Genomic DNA, 19681 nt, shown 5'->3' with positions numbered 1-19681 from the left:
TTACCCCTCTTGAGTGGGGGGTGCAATCCTTTAATGGCCGCGAGCGTTAAGCGTTGGACACGGTGGAATTATCGCGAACAATAGGGGGCTCTGGGGAAAAGAATGACAACATTGCCTGAGATCCAGCAAATCGAGAAAAAGATCGCGCAACTGGGCTCCACCGCCCGGGCGGAGATTTTGACTCATAGTCAGTTCGAAGATCTGCGTTTTCCAATCTACAAAGTCTCTTTTGGCAGTCAGGACCCTCAGGCTCCGGTGCTGGGGTTTGTCGGCGGTGTGCACGGGTTGGAGCGCATTGGGGCCCAGGTCTGCGTGGCCCTGATGAGTTCTTTGGCTGAGCTGTCCCAGTGGGATGAAAGCATTCAGCAAACACTTCAAAAAGTCCGCATCTTCTTCATCCCGACCGTGAATCCGGTGGGCATTTATCGCAAAACCCGCTGCAATCCTCATGGTGTCGATTTGATGCGAAATGCCCCCATCGATGCTGACAATCCACAGTTTTTGCTGGGCGGTCATCGCTATAGCAAGAAACTGCCTTGGTATCGCGGGGAAGAGGGCGCGCCGATGCAACTGGAAGCGCAAGCCCTGGTGGACTGTGTGCAAAAAGAAATTGCCCAGAGCCAACTGGCCATGACCCTGGATCTGCATTCGGGTTTTGGTTTGCAGGATCGTCTGTGGTTTCCCTATGCCAAGACCGTGAAGCCGTATCCGGAGCTGCATCTGTGTTATGCGCTAAAAGATCTTCTGGATCGCACGTATCCGCATCATTTTTATCGTTTTGAACCTCAAGCCCAGAACTACACCACCCACGGGGATCTGTGGGATTATCTGTATGACAATCATCGCGCTAATTCCAAGAGTGGAATCTATGTGCCGCTGTGTCTGGAGATGGGGTCGTGGTTGTGGGTGAAGAAAAATCCGTGGCAGATTTTCAGCGCGGAAGGCCCGTTCAATCCGCTCAAAGGTCATCGTCACAAACGCACACTGCGCCGTCATAACACGCTGATGGAGTTTTTAATCCGCGCGGTGAATTCACCGCAGGCATGGGCAACGCAGAATCAGGAACAGGTCCGGCAGCTTGACACCCGGGCCAGGGAGCTTTGGTATGGCAACGTCTAGAAACTGGTTATTGCTGCGCGGACTGGCGCGAGGGGTGGGACACTGGGGCTCTTTCTCTGAAAAAATCCAGCAGCATTTTCCGAATGATAAATTCGAGTTTTTGGATCTGCCGGGCAATGGAATCCGCCACGAGGAAACCAGTCCGATCAAGATTTCTGAATACGTCAAAGACCTGCGCGCGCGTTGTTCTTATGTGCAAAAAGGCGAATCGTTTCAGGTGCTGTCGGTTTCTTTGGGAGCGATGATCACTGTGGAATGGATGAAGGAATATCCTCATGAGATCAGCAAAGCCACGCTGGTGTGCACAAGCTCTGGCGGCTTTTCGCCGTTCTATCGCCGTTTTATTGCCGGCAATATTCCCAAAGGTCTGAAACTGATCGGCCGGGAAAAAGATGAAACCTTCTGGGAGAAAACAGTTCTGGGCATGATCACCAACAGCCACGAGCGGCGCGAGGAGGAAATCGGTGCGATGATTGAGTATACAAAACGTTACCCGATGAATCCGCAAAACGTGATTCGTCAGATGTTCGCGGCCTCTCGTTATCGTTTCCCGGATTCCGCCCCGGGTGATGTTCGCCTGTTGGGAAGTCATGGGGATCGTTTGGTTTCGCCAACCTGCACTTTGAAGATCGCTGAAAAGTGGGGAGTGCGCGCGGAAATGCATCCTTGGGCGGGGCATGATGTGCCGATTGACGACCCGCAATGGCTGCTGGAGCACTTGCTCTAAAAAGGCTGTTTTTACACAGGATTTCGAAGGAAGTTTTTTCAAACAGAGCGAGGTTTTTTTACCATCAGCTCGCATATAATCGTTCTAGAGCCCATCAACGCGTGGCTCCGTTGACTCCGACAGCCTTTTCTTATTTTCTATCCCCTAGACTTTTATCCAGAGGCGGATGTGAGTAGTAGGACCTATTTGGCCGCGATGCTTTTGAGCGTTGTGGTGGTTTCAAAGTCCAAGGCACAATCGACGAGCTTGAAAATTCCTCAAGCCGAAGGGGTGAGCTCTATCCAACAGCCGCAAGTCTCATCGAAACCGGCGACGGTGTATGGTCAGATCAGGATGGAGGGCATGCAGTACATGACCCCGATCCCGGAATCACCGAATCTGACCTACAGCCAACTTCTTTCCGCTCGCCTTTCCGGTCTTAAGGAAACCTCCTGGATCGACTTTGCCGCCGACGTCTCTGGCGGAACCTTCTTCACCCGTGGACAATCTCACTTCGTCGTTTCAGAAGCTTATGTGGCTTCGAAAAAAGCCCCCTTCCGTGCCTTTGCGGGACGCAAGAAGCAGGACTGGAGTGAACTGGATCGCCGTTGGCAGCTGGGCTTGTGGCAGCCGAAATTTGCCATCGACACTCTTCGCCCGGAAGAGCAGGGCCTGACGGGTCTGTTCCTGGATTACAACACCAGCGGATGGGAGATCGTGGGCTTTGCCACGCCGTTGTTCATCCCAAGCATGGGACCTGATATTCGCGAAGAGGGCGGCGGCCTGGTTTCTGACAGCCGCTGGTATCGTGCTCCTTCCCGTAACTATGACTTCAACAACAACATCAACACCATTCAGTACCAGCTCGACATTCCTGATACAGCCAAGCTGACAGCCAATGGCGGGGCCGCTTTGATGGGGCGACTGGGGAACAAAGAGCGGGGCCCGTGGGTGGTCGTCAGCGGCGGTTATCTGCCCGTGAACGAGTTGATTTTGAAACGCAAAAACTTCAAGGACATCTCTGAGGAAAAGGTCGATGTGACGGTGTCTCCGGATGTCACTCATCATATCGTGAAATCCATCGACGTGGGGTACACCGTGGGCCGTATGAAAGCCTCGGTTTCCTATCTTGAAGATGATCCGATGGAAAAGCGCCCGGATCCGGAATGGTCCATCCAAAAACTGGAGCCAATCCGGGCTTATGCCGCGGCTTTTGATTTTTCTTTGGCGGATATTTTCACCAAGACGCTGGCTTTCCAGGTGGAGTACCTGAAGGTCGAAGGCGGTGGCATCACCGACATTCTGGCTGACGGTCAGCCGGATGACTTTACGATGTTCGACGAGCGTCTGAAGTTCACCAATGCGCTTTCTTTCCGCGTTGAAGGGCAACTGGCAAGCTTCTTCAGTCGTCCGTTCGTAACCCGTTTCAAGTATTTGTATGATTATGATCAAAGGGGCTCGTTGCTAAACACCGAGTTTCTTTATTACCCGAGCCAAAAGTGGGCCGTGGTCGTCGGAGGAGACGTCCTGGGCGTGCAGGATGAAAAGCACGATCCATCCGGATTCCTCAATCAATACCGCGCGAACGACCGTTTCTACGGGGGCATGACTTATGTTTTCTAAATGTTTAAAGGCCGTTCTGGCATTGTGTCTGGTTGCGGGACTGGCGTCCTGTGACTCGAAAGTCGGCGAGGAACCACCTCCGCCGGAGTCGCAGGAATTTGGCGGGACCCAGTGTCTGACGGATGCCAAGCCTGTGGCCAAAGCCTTTGTTGTGGGCGATGCCAATAAAGAAGAACTGGAAGCGGCCTGGGACTGCATCGGCAGTGCCGTTGAAAAGTTCAAGCGCTATGTGCGCGGAAACAGCTCAGACCGTTACACGGCTCAGGAGCTTGCGACCTTCCTGGAAAAGAACTTCCTGGATCCCAAAGAAAAAGTGATCATCTCTGAACAGCTGCAGACCGAGTTTATGAAACTGAAGCAGGTCTTTGTGGGCGGCAGCCGTGAATATCTGACCCGCGGTGAGTTGGATAAAACCATCGCTTTGGTCAAGAGTCTTCGCACCATCACAGTGAACCTGAATCCGTACATGAAAGTGATCTCTCTGAACTGGGAGGTCTCTGAAAGTCCGAACATGCAAAGTGATGTCCGTCACTTTGAAGAAGCCAATAAAGAACTGCAAAATGCCGCACGTATGCTGGCGTCTTTGATTGAACAAAATGCTCAAGGTTACAACCTGTCAGACTTTGTTGTGTTGATGCAAGAGGTGGGGCAGTTCTTTGGTGAAGAGTGGGAATTCCCTTCCGTCATTCAAACCTATATGCCGGTCATCAAAAAGGTGAAAAAGGCCCTGGCTGGCGGGGATGAAAACTCCATCACGCCAAACGAATGGCGCCGCTTCACCTTGTTGGGCGCGCGTGGTTATGTTCAGTTCCTGCGCTATCATTACTTTATTAAATCCGTACCTGAAACCGGCACCGGTTATCGTTTGGGTTATCTGGCGCGCACGGTGGAAGACGTCTTGTCCGTGTTCCAGGATCTGGTGGCGGAAAAGCCTGAAGGTGTCGTGTCCCGGGATGAGGTCTTTGACCTGTTAAAAACGCTGGAAATCGTCTGGCCGGAATTTAAAGTGTCCTCGGGCCTTGTGTTCGAGGGGATGAAGGTCAAACAGCTGTTCTTTGGTGGCAGTGTTGATTCCCTGACAACGACCGACTTTGAAACGGCACGATTGAAAGTCAGCCGTATTAAGACTTTGATTGAACGCTTCATGCCATTCTATTCCATTTACGGCCGAGAGTGGGATCCGGATATGTATGATGCCGATGAAGCGCAAAAGCTCTTCATGGAATCCCAGTTTGTTCTGGAAGCCACTGTGCGCGAAGCCGGTGTGTTGTTTGAAGGGTCTTATGACCTGAATGACCTGAACAATATCGTGCGGGAAATTGAAATCCTGTACCCACCCAAAGACGGGCGCGGCCTGGCCGATCAGGTAAAAAGCTATCTGCCGCTGGTGATTGATGCCAAGAACATGGTTCTGGGCGGAAATGATTCTTCTTTGCGCAAATCCAACTGGAGTGTGCTGCTGGGCTTTGCGGCCCGTGCGTATTCAGACTTCCTTTACTATCAGTATTTCCTGATGGGCGAATCCCTGCAGCAGCCGGTGAATCTGAGCTACTTCTCTGTCTTCGGCAATCAGACACTGAACATCCTGCGAGATCTGTTGCTGGTGAAAAAAGAGAACCAGTTCACTCGTGTGGAATTGAACAAGATTGTGAAGCACTTTATCCGCTTGGAGCTGTTGCCAGGTGCGATCAATGAGCAATCTGCCGACAAACTGGTCAGCGTGGTTTTGAATAACATGCTGGTGGCGCCAGAAGCCCGTTTGTCCGGTCACAAGCCTGATGCCCTGACTTTGACTTCCGTCGAAGTGGGCCGTCAGGAAATGCAAATCTGGATCGACACCGAGCTGATGTTTGCCCAGATGGCCGAAGGTTGGAAGCCGGAAGAGGGTTTGACCGCCAAAGATCTGCTGGCTGTCTTGAAGAAAACCGAAAAGAACCTGGATGCTCACGCCTTGCCATTGCAGGCGGCGTTGACGGAATTGATCTTGTCGGTGCAAAGCCCGGTTCCTATGACCACGGACTATCGCGGTTTTGTGATTATTTCGAACAAGTTTGAACAGCTTTACACGTTCAAGAGCTTGCGTGACCTGAACCGCAACCGGGCGGTGGCAAGACTGCTGATTCGTTCCTTTGCCAACGACCTGAACCGCATTAACACGTTCCAGGGTGCGACGTTGCCGGAAGTGGAAGGGGCCTTTAACGAACTTAAATCCATCTTCGTGGAAATGGGTTTGTTAGATCCAAAGAGCACCTCATTTGCTTCTTCGCGCTTCCGTGAAGCCAATATCTTTGTTCCGCATTCCGATGGAAACTCTTTGGCTTCTCAGACTGAAATCACGGATCTGATCGGTATGATCTGGTCGGGTGTGGGCATCAACTCGCGTCTGCGCACAGAACTGGTGAAGAAGTGTTTCGGCCGTGATGAAGAAGTGACTGACAACAGTCTGGTGACTTTAAGCTGTGCTCGCGCGGCTTATAAGGACGCCATGCCGGCCATCATGTCGGCCACGCCGGAATACATCAAGTTCATGAAGAAGGCCTCTGCCGATGAGTGGGCTTATTATATGAACAATGTCTTTATGGCGGCAGGTTACGTCCCGAACGACAAAAATCTGGCGAAGATGGGGGACATTGCCCTGACTCCGCACGTGATTCAGTACGTGGAAATGGTCTTTGCCCGCTTTGATAAGAACAAAGACAACATTATCTCCACCGGTGAAGCGATCAAGGCTTATCCGGCGTTTAAAGGTCTTCTGAAAGAGCTTGCCGCCGATCAGCTGAAAAGCGGCGTGCTGAAAGAAAAAGACCTGCTCGATGTCTTCACCTTCATTCTTCGTTATGGCAAACCGCCAACGACGCTGATGGAGCAGGCAAGATTCCTGTTCAAGTGGAAGGGCAAGCAGGACAAGTGGGACGTGTGGGCGGACCGCGTGCAGCTGGCTCAGATCCTGGGTTATATCGCCGAACAGGTCAGCAAAAGCCCCAGCGCCAAGTTGGTACAGGAGCCAGCCTCTCAGGATGCTCTTGAAAAGGCCGCAAGCCAGCTTTAGTTCGGAACCAAAATCAGAAAAAACAAAAGCCCCTGAAAAGGGGCTTTTTTATTGCTTAAACAGTCCGTGAAACTTTTTAATCGAGTACTTTCGGAGTCGACACTTGCGCCGCTGTGACGGTCGCATAGTTCAGAATCAAACCGGCAAAAGTCCCGGGGCCCACCGCAGTGGGAAGAGCTGAAGAAACATCCGAATTTGAATCCACATCCGCACTGGTCGGTGCATAGACCAGGTTGTCACGTCTCCAGATATAGACGCGGGACTTGGTGCCGACGTTGTGAACGTCAATCACCACATCAATATTGTTCGGGATGTAAAAGCCCATGTCGGAGCTTGTGACTGTGCGGGTTTGACCATTAAAGGTGATCGAGGCGTTCACGCTGGCGCCGGTGCGGCTGAAGGTCACCACAATCCCTGTGGAGCCCGAGACGCTGGAGTCGCTCGCATAAAAAACGGCGCTCACATCACTCAAAGTGACGTTATTTAAAGAAGCTTTCAGGGAAATAGAGCGGGAAGAGCTGATGCCTGGCAACGTAGAGGTGAAGCGAACAACACCTGTGGTGCCTGCAATGTGCAGCGCGGTTGAGTCAGCCTGGCTGAATGAGCCGGAAACGACAGAATAGCTGTCTAAACCGGAAATATCCTCGACCTCGCCCCCTGAAGAACAGGCGGCGGTAGCCAGGAAACCAAGTATGAGCAGGGATTTTAGAATGAATTTTTCCACATCATGGACTCTACCGGGATTGGTTGTTTGTCGTTATATTTTGCGGAAGGTTTGACATTATAAGGAGTTAAAATGTCGCCTTTCACTTCAAAGTATATCAACTGACCAACCGGCATTCCAGTGTAAACACGCACAGGCTGTTTCACGGAAATTTCCAGAGTCCAATAGTTGCAGAAACCGACGTCTCCTTTGCCAGCAGTGGCATGGATGTCGATTCCGAGACGGCCTACGCTCGATTTGCCTTCCAAAAATGGGACATGCTTCAGAGTCTCAGTGTACTCCAAAGTAACGCCCAAATAGAGAGTGTCCGGCATCAGCACGAAACCCTCTTCTGGAATTTCAAAGGTACGAATTTTGTTATGCTTCTTGGCGTCCAGCACTTCGTCTTCATAGACGGCTAGAGTCTTACCCAGGTGAACGTCATAAGAGTTCGTACCCAGGCATTCTCTGCGGAAAGGTTCCACTTTAATGGCGCCTTCCTTCATGAAATCCAGAATTTGCTGATCCGTCAGAATCATTACGAATTACTTCGTTTCTCTGTGGACAGTGTGGCGCTTAAGATTCGGATTGTATTTCTTCTTCTCAAGACGGCTTGGAGTCTTAGTTTTGTTTTTAGTCGTAGTGTAACGAGAAACAGGTTTGCCTTCAGCACGAGCTTCAGTGCACTCAAGAGTTACGATGATTCTTCCTGTCTTTTTAGCCATTGCGATACCCCTTAAATTGAACCATTTGTACTGCCACGCGTTGTATAGAAAAAATGACAATACCTTTTCAAAGGGGCTCAAGGTATCAAAGGAAAAAGGAAACTTCAACAGACAAATTCGCGTCTAGAGGAGGAATCGTGAAGACTTTCGGCCTTTTTTTAAGTTCCCTGCTCATGTTGGCCTGTGCACATGCTCAAACTAGTGGCATTTTGCGTGGAAACGACCTCCAACCGGTCAATTTGGCCGAAGCCGTCCGCCCGGTCACTCCGGGGTCTATCGTAGTTATCGGCGAAAATCACGGCTTCAAAGAACACCAAAACCAGCAAGTCTCTATTATGAAGGCACTTCGGGCTCAGGGCCTGAAGGTCTCTGTCGGGATGGAATTTTTTACATATACTGATCAGCCGGCCGTGGACTCTTATCGTCAGGGGCTTTTAAGCGAAGCTGACTTCCTCTCTCAAATCAAATGGGGCAATCCCTCTTATGATTATTATCGCGAACAAAGCGTGTTCCCGAACCTTTCTGAGGGGGCCAAGACGATTGCTTTGAATGCTCCGCGCTCTTTGACGGGCAAGGTGTCTAAAGGTGGCTTGGCGGCGCTGACTCCGGAGGATCTGAAATTGATGCCGCCGCAGTTCTCTTTGGGGAACGACGGCTACAAACGCCGTTTCCTTTCCATGATGCCGCACCTGCCGAATCCGGAAGCGGGCGAGCGCTATTTTACGTCTCAGTCCATCTGGGATGACACGATGGCGTGGCAGGCAGTGGAGTTCATACGTTCTCATCCCGACCAGGTACTGGTGATTGTGGTCGGGGATTTCCATGTGCAGTATGGGGGCGGTCTGCCAGATCGTCTGCGTGTGCGCGGGGCCGAGTTCCCGGTGCTGACCTTCTCGCAAGTGAATACGTCAGGTCTGACTGAGGACGAAATCGCGACTGAAATCAACCCGGGCACTCAGGACGGTCCCCGTGCTGATTATCTGTGGCTGGCACCAGTTCAAAGTCCAGCATTGTAAAGAATCTTTGAGATTCACCACAGGTTTTCTAGAATAGGGGAATAGAGGAGACCTCGTCTATGTTCCCCCCTGAGACCCGCATCCTAGTTATTGATGATATGCCCTCCATTCGTGATCTGGTGAAGAACACGCTTAAAGCCATGGGCTATAAGAACCTGCAGGAAGCTGAAGACGGGGAAGCCGGTCTTAAAATCCTTATTCAAAACAACACTCCCGGCACGCAAATCCAACTGGTGATTTCTGACTGGAACATGCCGAAAATGAAGGGCCTTGAACTGCTAAAGCAAGTTCGCGCCACGGCGGAATTTGCCAATTTGCCCTTTGTGCTTTTGACGTCAGAGTCCGAGCGTGATCAGGTCACCGAAGCGGTTCTTGCGGGTGTGTCCCAGTATATCGTGAAACCATTCTCTGCAAAGATCTTTGAAGACAAGCTGAAAGCTGCTTACAGCAAACACAATAAATAGATTCCTTAAAGAGTGCTGCGCGCGTGCGTTGCACTCTTGGATCCAAACATCTACCATAGGGCATGACTTCGTTTGATGTGTTAGCCCAAAACCTTGCCGCTCAAATCACTGAACTTCGTAAAAAACGTCAACTGACTCAAGCTGCCTTGGCGAAACTCGCCGGGGTGCCGCGATCGACGTTGACCAATATGGAAAGCGGGATGGGAAATCCTTCGCTGGTGAACCTGGCCAAGGTCTGCGCGGCCTTGCAGGTTTCATTCGAAGAACTGCTGGCGACGCCCAGATCCCAGACAAAATTGATTCGCAAGGATGAAATTCCCGCCAATAAAAAAGCCAAGGGCAACGTCACTGTTTACAAACTTTTGCCGGACCCGATTCCGGGGATGGCCATTGATCGCATGGAGTTGGAAGTGGGGGCTCGTATGGGCGGCATTCCGCACTCCAGCGGCACCAAAGAGTATTTGCACTGTGTGCAGGGGCAGATGACCGTGGTGGTCAGCGGGGAAAGTTTTGAGCTGAAGCCCGGAGATGTTTTGGCATTCCCGGGGGATTCAGCCCATAACTATGTCAACACGGGCGCTACAAAAGCCATCGGCCTGAGCGTCGTGACGATGACACCAAGATATTAGCCTTTAAAGTTTTTTGCAGCAAATTCCCAGTTCACCAGCTTCCAGAAGGCTGCCAGGAAGTTCGGGCGGCTGTTGCGATAGTCGATGTAATATGCATGTTCCCACACATCACAAGTCAGAATCGCCGTGTGACCTTTGGTCATCGGGGTTTCGGCATTGCTGGTGCTAAGGATTTCCAATTTGCCTTCTTTGTTTTTCACTAGCCAGCCCCAGCCCGAGCCGAATTGTTTGATGCTGGCATCCGCGAACAGCTCTTTGAATTTTTCGATGGAACCGAAATCGCGAACGATGGCTTGCGCCAGTTCACCGGTAGGCTCGCCGCCGCCCTTTGGGGACAGGCAGTTCCAGAAGAACGTGTGATTCCAGATCTGAGCTGCGTTGTTAAACACGCCGCCAGAGCTGCTCATGATGATTTGCTCTAAAGTTTTGCCTTCGTGTTCTGTGCCGGGAACAAGTTTGTTCAGGTTATCAACGTAGGTTTTGTGGTGTTTACCGTGGTGGTATTCCAATGTCTCAGCGGACATGTGCGGAGCCAAAGCGTCTTTAGCGTAGGGAAGTGCTGGAAGTTCGAAAGTCATGGGGGTCTCCTTGTCGTTCAGGTTGAATTTCCATGATCAGAATAGATGGTGGGCGGGGATGAGGGAACCCGTTGGTCTTTATATTGGCAAAGGGACGATATATTGGCAGAAATGACGCTAAAATGCCTACGTCACGCGACGCTGTGTAGCCAGAAAAAACAACTAGGCACCTAGGCGGCGGTTGGCAGTTTTTTGTCTTTTTGGAATTCGGTGATGTAAGGGACCTCCACAAACAGGGTGGAGCCCTGGCCTACGGTGGATTCGACCCATACGCGGCCGCCCAGCTCTTCAGCTGCGACTTTGATGGCGTCCATACCCACACCACGGCCGGAGATGTCCGTGACTTGCTCGCGGGTTGAGAACTGACTGTCGAAGATATGCTGAATGATCTGCTGATCGGTTTCCGCGGACGCATCCAGGCCCTTGCCGGTAAGCTTTTCGCGAATGCGGGCCGGGTCAATACCGCCACCGTCATCCTTGATCTGTACCAACAAATAAGACCCTGGGGAATTGTGATTCAGACTGAAGGTCACATCCACCTGGCCTTCGGCAGGTTTGCCGATGTCCACGCGGTGATCCGGCATTTCGATACCGTGATCCACAGCATTTCTGAAGGCATGCACGAAGGTCGAGAACAAACCACTGTAAATTTCCGGAATCACCATTATGTTGCCGTTGTGAATCTTCAGCGGGGAGACCATTTTGTCTGTTTGTTCAGCCACTCGCAGCATCACGTCGTTGTAAGGCTCGATAAATCCAGCGACCGGCTCCATCGCAAGTTCCAGCAACAGTTCCTGCGCCACGACTCCGCCACCAGGCAGTGAGCCCACTTTGCGGGCGATATGGTTCAGTTTGCTGATAGCGACTTCGATCTGACGCTCTTCAGGCATGTTCGAGCTTCCCAGGATCTCTTTGGTCTGATCCAGGAACTTGTGGAAGAACTCTTCGACTTCAAAACATTTGCCACGAAGGGCGATAAAGCCCGGATGAGTCCAGGACACTTTCAGTTCGGCAAGCAGTCCCTCGGCCTGATGGCAGGCTTCGGCAACATCTTTGATCGAAAACAGCGCTGCGCCCCCTTTCAGGGTGTGCAGACTGCGGAAGAGCTCTTCTGTGTCGTAAGGGCCGTCGTCTTTGCTGACTTCATCGCGGACTTGACCCAGCAAGCCCTGAGCTTCCTGAATGAAGCGGTGAATTTCACGTTTGGATTTGATCATGTGAATGATCAATTTTGCGTGTTCTTTTTCGCGCTCGGCTTGTTTTTGGGCTTCGACCAGCGAAGTGATATCAGATGCCACGACCACCACGCCTTCCATCACGCCTTCGTTGCTGCGAAGCGGGTGGTATTCAAGGGCGATATTACGCTCTTTGGTGTGTGGGTAGGTTTCAGGTCCCAGGCACGCCAGGTCTTCAAATGGCAGCATCTCCATGAACAGGGTCTGCATCCATTTTTTGAAGCCTTCCACTTTGTTTTCAGGAAGTTTTAAGACATCCCAGATCAGCTGACCATCTGGTTTGCATTCCACTGTGGCTTCGCAGGCCTTCGAGGATACATCCAGAATTTTTCCTTCAGCATTAAAGATAAAGAAACCCTGACCCAGGCTGTCCAGCAGGGCGGACATGGTTGTGTTGAGGCGGGACAACTCGCGCGTGCGGTCAGCCACCATCTGTTCCAGGTTTTTACTGTAGTTTTCAAGCTGAACTTTGGCTTCTTCCAGCGCTGTGATGACGCCTTCTTTTTGCTCAAGTTCAGCGCGGTATTTCTTCTGCAGACGTTCTTCCAAAGTCACGTCACGAACAAAGACAATCCAGTTCTTGTCACCCATGGAATCAAAGATCGGCTGCAGAGTGATCTGCACCTTGCCTTCTTCCGCGTGGAGGGCCTTGAAATTGACCTCTTTATACGGGGTCGCATCCGAGACACCGATCAGATTGTCCAGAGCTTCAATGGGTTCGCTGAATTGGAACAGTTCATTGAACTTCATGCCTCTTGTGATCTTGCGAATGGAAAGACCGGCCACGATCGCGGCGGTTTCATTGCAATAGACAACCTTCTGATCTGCAGTCAGAACAAAAACGGGCTCTAAAAGGGTGTCGAAGAGGGAGTACTGGATTCTCATTTTACGAAGGTCTCATTCTTCTGATGGTAAAGGGTGAACTCACGTTTTTCAGCCCACTCGGACATTTCGGCGTCACCTTTGGCTTCGGCGCGAACTCTCCAGTAGATTTTCCCCAGTGGGACCTTTTCCTTGATCAGGAAGCGGTTGCCGGCCAGGGATTTTGCAATCAGGGTGCGGGAGAAGTCCGGTTTGTCGGAAATCTCGATGCGGTAGGAAGTCGCTCCTTCCACCTTTTTCCATTCCAGCCAGATGAACGGTTCCATCTCGGTCTGCAGGAAGATAGAGGCGTTGTTGAACGGCTCCATCAGAGGTGGTGCCACCAGGGGGGTGCGGAAGGTGTACATGACTTCCTGAATATTCGAGAACTCAGTCAGTGGTTTGTTGGCTTCATCCAAAGCCTGAACACGCACAACATAGTTGCCCGGATCCTGCAGCGTCAGGTTGCCACCGGTGGTGGAGTATTCCATTTGCTGAGGAGCCGTGAATTCTTTCGATTTATCGATTTGCACCAGATAGGACTTGGCGAACGGCACTTCGCTCCAACTGATCGGGGTTTCTTTGGGACCCGGAGCCTGGCCGATGGCATTGATAGTTTTCAAAGGATTCAAAGTCAGGCCGCCGACGCTGACGTCGATGGTTCCCACTTCACTGAATTCACTGTTAAGCCCATTGATGCCTTTGGCTTGAACACGATAGTAGTGTTTGCCCGGACGGAACTGTGACCAGGCCACTTGATTCTGGGTGATGTCGTATTTCTCTGCTTCGGCAAAGCTTATGTCCTTGGAAATTTGCAGCTGATAGCCTTTGCTTCTAAGGACCGGTTTCCACGCCAGTTTCGGAGCTTCCGGGGAAGCTGGGTTTCTTTCACCTGTTGGAGCTTTGAAATCCACTTGTTTGGTGATCAGTACTGGTTTGTTTGGACGCTCTTCTTTGTGCGCCGCCAGATTCAACGTGAACGAAACAGGTTCAGACCATGGAGACACATTGTTGCTGGCGGTTTGACCCTGGACTCGCACCCAGTAAGTCCCGCTTGGAAGACGAGGAGTCACCGCTGCCAAAGAATCCGTCTGACCATCTTTGATGATCTGTTGGAATTCCGGATCGGCTGCCACCTGCCAAGTGAAGTTTTTCAACTGGGACATGGCTTTCCACTGCACTTCCGTGGTGGTGGCCAGTTCTTCCTGAGGTTTTACTTTCAGTTCCAGATTGATTTGCGCGGCTTGAACTGGCGTCACGATCTGTGGACCGGCCAGGTGAGTGATGCTCATGCGCTGGGCCGGGGACACAACACCGACTTCGCCGTTGCGATCATAGGTTTTCAAACGCCAGAAATAAGGGCCCGGCTGCAGAGGTTCTGTCACCGCGACTCTTTGTTCGTTGGTTGTTTTTGAAAGGGCCACAGAGCTGAAGTCCTCGTTTGGAGAAACTTCCAGCTCATAACGGGCAATGTCGCCTTTACCTTGCCATTCAAATGGCAGTGGATCATCCGGGTTCACACGAAGCCAGTTCATGTTGTCCGGAGTTTTCACTAGCAAGGTTGGTTTTTCAACCGGCTTGATTTCGCCGTCTTTTTTAACTGCAACGACAGCGTTCTTAGGCAGTTCTTTGACGGCCTGTTTTTTCTTGTCGATGTATTTTACGTCACCGGAAAGCAGTTTCAAATCCACGGTGCCGCTGTGGGCTTTGTTGAATTTGATTTTAGGCTTTTCCTGCGTATTTGTCGGGGAGCCTTCCAGTTTGAACTCTTCGGTGCCGGATTTGATCGTCAGGGAAGAACCTTGTGCCAGTTCCCCGACCAGGTTTCCGTAACGCAGATCCAGATTCATCTGACCGTTTTTAAGGTTCAGGGTGATCAAAGAATTCGGTTCGATGCGGATCTGGGTTCCATCCTGAAGCTGGATCGTGGCTTCGGAGCGGTCCCCCGTGAAGATAGAATCATTCTGGAAGACATTGTCTTTGCGCGAAGCGGGAAGCCAACTGAATGTATCCAGATTTTTGCGACGCACGTCATTTTGGGAAATAGCCACAGAGCCAATCAGTTCCAGTTCGCCGGTATTTGATTTTGGGAATAATAAAGAGTCGTCGTACAAGAAGTACGAGAAGACCATGAGCACAAGCAGGGCTCCGGTAAAGATCATTTTTTCTGTTCGTCCAAAGCGCGACATAAGACTCCTGCTCAAACCTTATCGGTTGGAAATGACAAGAGATTTACGGACCTTAGGCCAACTTATGTGAGAATTAGTTTTCGGCCAGTTACGGAACAGGCATACTGAAGTCGTGAAAAAACGTGGATTATCAATAAGATATAAGATTCTTCTGCTACTCACTTCGTTGCCACTCATTACACTTACAGTGTATTTGGTTCTGGCGCTGAAAATTTTTGAAGACGACAAGATCGCTTACGTCTTTGATTCTTCCAGCAGCATGTCCGGAACCATGGCGGCTCAAATTAAGACACAGCTTAATGCCGTGCTTGGAACGACCAAACCGATCTTCCAGGATTACCTGAGTCAGCAGAAGTTTTCTTCTGTGGGCGAGTCCATCTTCCAGAATGAATTCAATCTGGAAGCCATTGTGGTCTTTAAGCCTTCCGCCACGGGTGCCTATGAAAAGGCCGCGGTGCTTGAAAAAGTTCCCAGTCAAACTGACGGCGTGTTGAGCAGTCTGCAGGCGCAGATGTCCGGCTACTTTGCCGAAGTGGAGGCCGCTCGCCGTGTGGTGAAGGTTCCCTTCAGTGATGACCGTGTTTTCATAATGGAAAAAGTCAGCGATGAAACCAACACCCGCAACACGGTGTTTTTGGTGATCGTGAAAATGAGTGAAGCCTCCGAGATGTTCCGTGCGGCGATGTCTCAGAAGATGTATCTGATTTCTTCAGACGGCACGGTGCTGTTTGGACCGGATGGAATGCCGGGGCAGAAGCTGCAATCCACCGTCAGTCCGCAGTTCCTGGAAGGCACGAACAAACAGATCGCTCAAGGGGCCGAGACCGACCGCGCGGTCGATGGCAAAGAGCTGCTGGTTTCTTTCTCGCGTGCGGGTTTTGGTGATCTGATAGTGGTGACCACGGTTGAAAAAGAAAAAGCCCTGGGCGCAGTTCAGATCCTGATTCGAAAATCTTTGATCTTCTTCGGTATTTTGATTTCCGTGACGGTGATTTTGAGTCTGTTTGCCTCCAGCGGTTTGACTCAAGCTTTGACACAATTGTTCGATGCCACCAAAAAGGTGGCGGAAGGGGACTTCAACATCCGCGTCGATGTGAAGTCCAATGACGAAGTCGGAAGCCTGGCTGACAATTTCAATATCATAGCGGCGGAAGTGTCGCGTCTGCTGGATCAAACAGCGGAAAAAGCGCGTATGGAATCCGAGCTGCAAACCGCGAAAACCGTGCAAGAAACCCTGTTCCCGGAAACGCAGGCCAAGATCGGTCCGTTGTCGATTGCAGGTTACTATGAGCCGGCCAGCGAGTGCGGTGGCGACTGGTGGCACTACTGTCAGATCGGTAACAAGATCTTCTTGTGGATTGGGGATGCGACGGGGCACGGGGCACCAGCGGCCTTGATCACCAGTGCGGCAAAATCAGCGTCCACAATCATCGAACGTCTGAATATCACTCCGGCCAAAGCGTTGGAGCTGTTGAATCGTTCCATCTATGATGTGTCCAAGGGGCGCATCATGATGACGTTCTTCCTGGCGTCTTTTGATCTGGACACGGGGGAGCTGGCTTACTGCAATGCTTCGCACGAGGCGCCGTTCCTGATGAAAAAAAATGAGGGCGGCACACTAAAAAAGAAAGACCTTGTTCCGTTAAATGAAGTGAACAATCCCAGACTGGGACAGTCCCGTGATTCGGTTTACGAACAAACAACCATTCAGGTTGAGCCGGGAGATCTGGTATTCTTCTATACAGACGGTATTCCTGATATCCAGAACCCGGGTAAAGAGGCGTGGGGCGAGCGTGAGTTTATCAAAGCTCTGATCGCCGCTAACAAGGATTTCCCGGGCGTTAATGATTCGGTGGAGCGTTTTGCAATGAGCTTCCAAGCCCATCGTCAAGGCGCGCCCTTAATCGATGACGTCACGTTTTTTGTAGTGAAAAATGAAGGTCTTAGTTAAAGTTATTTTGTGAACGAGGAGATTGGAACTATGGGTAAACTCGATGTGAAAATGAACAAAGCCGCAGATAAGCTGACTGTCCAAATGGCAGGCACTATTGATGAGGACGTTGATTTTTCTCAGTTCAGCCTTGGCGGCAATCCACAGATTGAAGTGGAGCTGAGCGGACTGAAGAGCATCAACTCCTGCGGTATTCGTGAATGGATCAAATGGATGGGCACGGCGGGCCCGGCGCAAATCAGCTTCAGCAACTGCCCGAAGGTGATTGTGGATCAGATCAACATGGTTGATGGCTTCCTGCCAGCTTCGGGTAAAGTGAATTCGTTCTTTGTCCCTTACTACAATGATGATTCCGGCTCTGAAAAGAACGTTTTGTTCCGTTATGGGACAGAGTTCAGTGAGGGCAGCGTGAATCCTCCGGCATCAGTGAAAGATGACGAGGGGAACGAAATGGAAATGGACGTCATTGAATCGAAGTATTTCAAATTTATTAAGAAGTAATCCACCGACAAAGGTCCAGTTCTTAAGGCGGGTGCTGTATTACAGCCCCGCTTTTTGCTTTTATCCTAAATGGAAGGGCCTTTAGAGCCGACAAGGAAGCGTGGAATCAGGCAAATCTAAGATCTTGATATTGGAAGACGACGAGTCGGTCAGATCGGCCTTAAAAGAAATTTTAAGCCGCGCTGGTCATTCTGTCTTTGTCGCGTCCCGCCCGGACGAGGCCAATAGCATTCTTGCCAGCAATTCCAACATCGAATTCCTGTTCTGTGACTGCTTGCTGCCACAGATGACGGGCCTTGATTTCATCAAACAAGCCCGCGCCAATTATCCTTCTTCCAAGTTCAAAGTCGTTCTGATGAGCGGTATCTATACCGACAAGTCCTTCATTCAGGAAGCGACTCAAAGCACCCAGGCCGTGGCTTTCATGAAAAAGCCGTTCGACATGGAGCAGGTGCTGAAGATCGTTAAAAAAGAAGAAGCTCCGCGCCGCGAAGAATCCAGCGCGCGCAAGCTGCTGTATCAGATGTTCGCCAACCCGACAGTGACCAACCGCCAGAAAAGAAAGGTGATTGAGTCCATTGAAGAGGTCAGCGGCTTTGACTTGCCATTCCTGTATTCACTGCTGGTGGAAACCAAGAGCGGTGGTTATTTGAACATCTATAATGCCGACGGTTCCGTGTCCGGTATCTCGTTCTGTAACGGGAATATTGTGGGTGTGGACGTGGACGATAAAACCACCTTCCTGGGCGAGATGCTGATTCAGAGTGGTTACGCGACTCCGCAGGATGTGCAGGAAGCCCTGCGTGTAAAAAACAACCGCCGTATTGGGGACTATCTGATTCAGAACAATCAGCTAAGCCCCCATGCCTTTGACCTGATCCTGATGGAGCAAATGAACATCCGTCTGGTGCGCACGATCGTTGATCAGAAAATCCGCGTGAACTTTGCGTCTGCGGAAGTTGAGATGAGCAATCCAAGCATCGATGCTGACAGTCTGTCTTTCTATCTGCATGATTGGATCGCCTCCAAGATTTCAGTCAACTGGCTGAAGTCTTTGTATGTGATGTGGTCCGGTAACATCATCGTGAAAAGTCCGACTTTCCGCGATGATCATCCGGCCTTGAGCATGTCTCTGGTGAAATCCCTGGAAGGTCTGACGGTGAAGCTGAACAACCAGATCACTCTGACGCAGCTTCTGGATATCAAAGGTTATAATGAGGTGGCCGTTTACAAGGCCATTCACTTCCTTTTGACCAAGGGACTGATTGTCTTTGCCCAGCGTGCGGCTTTCGCAAGTCCGGCTGAGCAACTGAAAGTCATCAAAAAGATCGCCACAGAGCTTGAAAACAAGAATTCTTATGAAATCGTCGCTTACATGGAAACGGGGACCGGTGGTGGTTCTGCAGAATCCATTTTGTCTGACTTTATGACCTTGCTGGGGGACGAACCGACTGACACGGCGTCGGAAGTCTATTCCCAATGGCATAAGGTGCGCAAGCTTGCGGAAGACGCGATGACGGCATCTAAAGACACCAACAAAATTGATCAGATCCGTCAGGCTACTCAACGAAATGAAGCCGAAGCCAAACTTCGCGCAAATTCCCTGATGGAAGAAGTCAAAAAAGCCCTGCAGTACACCCAGTACGCAAAAGCACTGGAACTATTGGCTGAGGTTTCCAAGTTGAATCCGCAAACCCAGCAGCTGCATCTGTACAGCTCTTGGGCAAAACTGGGTTCTGTCGAAGTAGCCAAGAAGAACTTCGTTCTGAAAGAAGTGGAACTGGAGTTGATGCAGGTTCCGCCGGATGAGCGCTATGACACGCTTTTCCCGTTTGTGATTGGTCTGTTCAATAAAACCAAAGGCGATATGGTGGCCGCACGCAAATCCTTCGAAAAGAGTGTGGCGCTGGATCCTTCCTTCATTCCTGCTCGTCGGGAAATTTCTGTCTTGGCGGCTGCTAATAAAAAGCAGGACGTCTTTAACGTCGACCTTAAACAGGTTGTTTCGGGCTTCTTTAAAAAGAAATAAATCTTTGTAAACGGGGATTGCCGGGCTGAGGGCTTTGGGACCCTGCCGCTGCGGTGGGCACGCGTTCGTGCTCAATCGCCGCCGGGGCTTTGCCCCGGTTCGCGCATCCTGCGCCGGCGAAGGCCCACCTTCGGGCAGAGTCCCAAAGCCCTCAGCCCGGCAATTGTTTTCATCTGCTTTTTCTTTTTAAAGAATCCCAAAACAACTGAGGTCTTCTCTTAGGGGAATGATCAAAGATTTTACAGAAAAAGGAACATTCAAAAAATGTTCTTTAAAGTGTCTAAAGCGTTGATAAACAGCTAA

16 protein-coding genes are annotated in these 19681 nt (G+C 50.9%); 10 read left to right on the top strand and 6 right to left on the bottom strand.

Annotated features, from left to right (window positions below; genetic code table 11):
* The first annotated feature begins 102 nt into the window (after positions 1–102).
* The 4 genes from BD_RS11070 to BD_RS11055 all read left to right on the top strand — a co-directional run bounded on the left by BD_RS11070 (position 103) and on the right by BD_RS11055 (position 6497).
* The gene (locus tag BD_RS11070; RefSeq protein WP_011164836.1) at positions 103–1119 is read left to right on the top strand and encodes a M14 family zinc carboxypeptidase; all 1017 of its coding nucleotides are present in this window, start codon (positions 103–105) and stop codon (positions 1117–1119) included.
* On the top strand, positions 1106–1846 hold the full coding sequence (locus BD_RS11065) for an alpha/beta fold hydrolase (protein ID WP_011164835.1): 741 nt from the start codon (positions 1106–1108) through the stop codon (positions 1844–1846). Before BD_RS11070 ends, BD_RS11065 begins: the two co-directional genes overlap by 14 nt.
* Positions 1847–2014: 168 nt before the next feature.
* Positions 2015–3448, top strand: coding sequence for a hypothetical protein (locus BD_RS11060; protein ID WP_011164834.1), 1434 nt, complete (start codon positions 2015–2017; stop codon positions 3446–3448).
* Entirely contained in the window at positions 3438–6497 is a 3060-nt protein-coding gene (locus tag BD_RS11055) for a hypothetical protein (protein WP_011164833.1), read from the top strand. The genes BD_RS11060 and BD_RS11055 overlap by 11 nt, the downstream gene beginning before the upstream one ends.
* Before the next feature lie 76 nt (positions 6498–6573).
* Here the strand turns inward: BD_RS11055 and BD_RS11050 are convergent, their stop codons facing one another.
* The 3 genes from BD_RS11050 to rpmG are packed head-to-tail and all read right to left on the bottom strand — an operon-like array spanning position 6574 to position 7925.
* Positions 6574–7221: a hypothetical protein gene (locus BD_RS11050; RefSeq protein ID WP_011164832.1), complete on the bottom strand. Its 648-nt coding sequence runs from the start codon at positions 7219–7221 to the stop codon at positions 6574–6576.
* Complete coding sequence (gene dcd / locus BD_RS11045) at positions 7203–7739, bottom strand: dCTP deaminase (RefSeq protein ID WP_011164831.1); 537 nt, start codon at positions 7737–7739, stop codon at positions 7203–7205. Before dcd ends, BD_RS11050 begins: the two co-directional genes overlap by 19 nt.
* Before the next feature lie 6 nt (positions 7740–7745).
* Positions 7746–7925: a 50S ribosomal protein L33 gene (gene rpmG / locus BD_RS11040; RefSeq protein WP_011164830.1), complete on the bottom strand. Its 180-nt coding sequence runs from the start codon at positions 7923–7925 to the stop codon at positions 7746–7748.
* Positions 7926–8164: 239 nt separating this feature from the next.
* On the opposite strand from rpmG, the gene BD_RS11035 reads away from it, so the two are divergent.
* From BD_RS11035 to BD_RS11025, 3 genes are all read left to right on the top strand, one after another.
* Positions 8165–8941 carry a ChaN family lipoprotein gene (locus BD_RS11035; RefSeq protein WP_038451948.1) on the top strand — a complete coding sequence of 259 codons (777 nt, stop codon included), beginning with the start codon at positions 8165–8167 and terminating at the stop codon, positions 8939–8941.
* A 59-nt stretch (positions 8942–9000) separates the two neighbouring features.
* Positions 9001–9405: a response regulator gene (locus BD_RS11030; RefSeq protein WP_011164828.1), complete on the top strand. Its 405-nt coding sequence runs from the start codon at positions 9001–9003 to the stop codon at positions 9403–9405.
* Positions 9406–9482: 77 nt separating this feature from the next.
* Positions 9483–10034, top strand: coding sequence for a helix-turn-helix domain-containing protein (locus BD_RS11025; RefSeq protein ID WP_231839145.1), 552 nt, complete (start codon positions 9483–9485; stop codon positions 10032–10034).
* Here the strand turns inward: BD_RS11025 and BD_RS11020 are convergent.
* The 3 genes from BD_RS11020 to BD_RS11010 all read right to left on the bottom strand — a co-directional run bounded on the left by BD_RS11020 (position 10031) and on the right by BD_RS11010 (position 14897).
* Complete coding sequence (locus tag BD_RS11020) at positions 10031–10612, bottom strand: superoxide dismutase (protein WP_011164826.1); 582 nt, start codon at positions 10610–10612, stop codon at positions 10031–10033. The two genes, BD_RS11025 and BD_RS11020, sit on opposite strands and share 4 nt — an antisense overlap.
* A gap of 170 nt (positions 10613–10782) precedes the next feature.
* Positions 10783–12732, bottom strand: coding sequence for an ATP-binding protein (locus BD_RS11015; protein WP_011164825.1), 1950 nt, complete (start codon positions 12730–12732; stop codon positions 10783–10785).
* Positions 12729–14897, bottom strand: a complete 2169-nt coding sequence (locus BD_RS11010; RefSeq protein ID WP_011164824.1) for a FecR domain-containing protein — start codon at positions 14895–14897, stop codon at positions 12729–12731. Before BD_RS11010 ends, BD_RS11015 begins: the two co-directional genes overlap by 4 nt.
* Positions 14898–15063: 166 nt before the next feature.
* On the opposite strand from BD_RS11010, the gene BD_RS11005 reads away from it, so the two are divergent.
* The 3 genes from BD_RS11005 (at position 15064) to BD_RS10995 (ending at position 19378) form a co-directional block, all read left to right on the top strand.
* Complete coding sequence (locus BD_RS11005) at positions 15064–16848, top strand: SpoIIE family protein phosphatase (RefSeq protein WP_231839143.1); 1785 nt, start codon at positions 15064–15066, stop codon at positions 16846–16848.
* A 30-nt stretch (positions 16849–16878) separates the two neighbouring features.
* The gene (locus BD_RS11000; RefSeq protein WP_041583569.1) at positions 16879–17349 is read left to right on the top strand and encodes a hypothetical protein; all 471 of its coding nucleotides are present in this window, start codon (positions 16879–16881) and stop codon (positions 17347–17349) included.
* 100 nt (positions 17350–17449) lie between these two features.
* Entirely contained in the window at positions 17450–19378 is a 1929-nt protein-coding gene (locus BD_RS10995; RefSeq protein ID WP_011164821.1) for a response regulator, read from the top strand.
* The last annotated feature ends 303 nt before the right edge of the window (positions 19379–19681 follow it).

The organism is Bdellovibrio bacteriovorus HD100 (assembly GCF_000196175.1).
GTDB classification, from domain to species: Bacteria; Bdellovibrionota; Bdellovibrionia; order Bdellovibrionales; family Bdellovibrionaceae; genus Bdellovibrio; species Bdellovibrio bacteriovorus.
The sequence above is the reverse complement of the archived record's forward strand: the minus strand, read 5'-3'. Positions and strand labels throughout refer to the sequence as shown.

What these genes read in the sequence shown, in the direction of transcription:
- BD_RS11055 (WP_011164833.1), top strand. Translation starts at nt 3,438, where the DNA reads ATGTTTTCTAAATGTTTAAAGGCCGTTCTGGCATTGTGTCTGGTTGCG.
- BD_RS11000 (WP_041583569.1), top strand. Translation starts at nt 16,879, where the DNA reads ATGGGTAAACTCGATGTGAAAATGAACAAAGCCGCAGATAAGCTGACT.
- BD_RS11030 (WP_011164828.1), top strand. Translation starts at nt 9,001, where the DNA reads ATGTTCCCCCCTGAGACCCGCATCCTAGTTATTGATGATATGCCCTCC.
- BD_RS11010 (WP_011164824.1), bottom strand. Translation starts at nt 14,897, where the DNA reads ATGTCGCGCTTTGGACGAACAGAAAAAATGATCTTTACCGGAGCCCTG.
- BD_RS11065 (WP_011164835.1), top strand. Translation starts at nt 1,106, where the DNA reads ATGGCAACGTCTAGAAACTGGTTATTGCTGCGCGGACTGGCGCGAGGG.
- dcd (WP_011164831.1), bottom strand. Translation starts at nt 7,739, where the DNA reads ATGATTCTGACGGATCAGCAAATTCTGGATTTCATGAAGGAAGGCGCC.
- BD_RS11070 (WP_011164836.1), top strand. Translation starts at nt 103, where the DNA reads ATGACAACATTGCCTGAGATCCAGCAAATCGAGAAAAAGATCGCGCAA.
- rpmG (WP_011164830.1), bottom strand. Translation starts at nt 7,925, where the DNA reads ATGGCTAAAAAGACAGGAAGAATCATCGTAACTCTTGAGTGCACTGAA.
- BD_RS11015 (WP_011164825.1), bottom strand. Translation starts at nt 12,732, where the DNA reads ATGAGAATCCAGTACTCCCTCTTCGACACCCTTTTAGAGCCCGTTTTT.
- BD_RS11020 (WP_011164826.1), bottom strand. Translation starts at nt 10,612, where the DNA reads ATGACTTTCGAACTTCCAGCACTTCCCTACGCTAAAGACGCTTTGGCT.